This window comes from Vibrio sp. 1727, from assembly GCF_033344415.1.
GTDB lineage: Bacteria > Pseudomonadota > Gammaproteobacteria > Enterobacterales > Vibrionaceae > Vibrio > Vibrio alginolyticus.
The window spans coordinates 1-632 of the sequence record NZ_JAWPOT010000387.1 but is presented as its reverse complement, the minus strand read 5'-3'; the positions used below and the strand labels follow the sequence as shown (position 1 = coordinate 632).

General features: G+C 45.4%; 1 pseudogene. It reads left to right on the top strand.

Annotated features, from left to right (window positions below):
* Positions 1-549: pseudogene (locus tag R8O10_RS25905) on the top strand (2OG-Fe dioxygenase family protein); the annotation flags it as partial.
* Positions 550-632 lie beyond the last annotated feature (83 nt).

The window sequence follows — 632 nt, the reverse complement described above, 5'->3', positions numbered from 1 at the left end:
GGGCAATATCGATTACGACGCTACTCAGTCGTGAGTTTTGACGATGGACCAGTGATAGATTTGAACAAGAGCAGCTTTGTACAGTCTTCAGATATCAACCGATTTCAGGGTGATGTCATTCGTCAATTTTAACCTATCGAGAAATACTTTTTAGCAAGTGAATGCTTTCGCGAAATGTGTGCGCTATTCGTGAGCGCGAACCACCTTCCAAATGGTCAAGAAATCGAAATTCACCAGATTCGAATCACTGCATTAGATAGCGAAACGCAGGTCGCGCCAGAAGGTGTGCACCAAGACGGTTTTGATCATATCGCGATGGTTGGTGTTGGTCGTCACAACATCATTGGTGGTGACATCATGCTATACAGCAGCCATAACCAAGCCCCATTTTTCCGCAAAGTATTAGAAAACGGGGAAGTGGCGATGTTGGCTGACAGCAAACTTTGGCACAACGCCTGTCCAATTCGTTCTGTGATTGATGACCAAGCAGGCCACATGGATGTCTTTGTATTAACCGCAACGGACAAACGTAATGAACTTCAATCTTAATCAAATCAGAGAACAGTTTCCCGCGCTGGCTCAGTATCATAATGACAAACCAGTTACGTTTTTTGATGGGCCTGGCGGCTCGC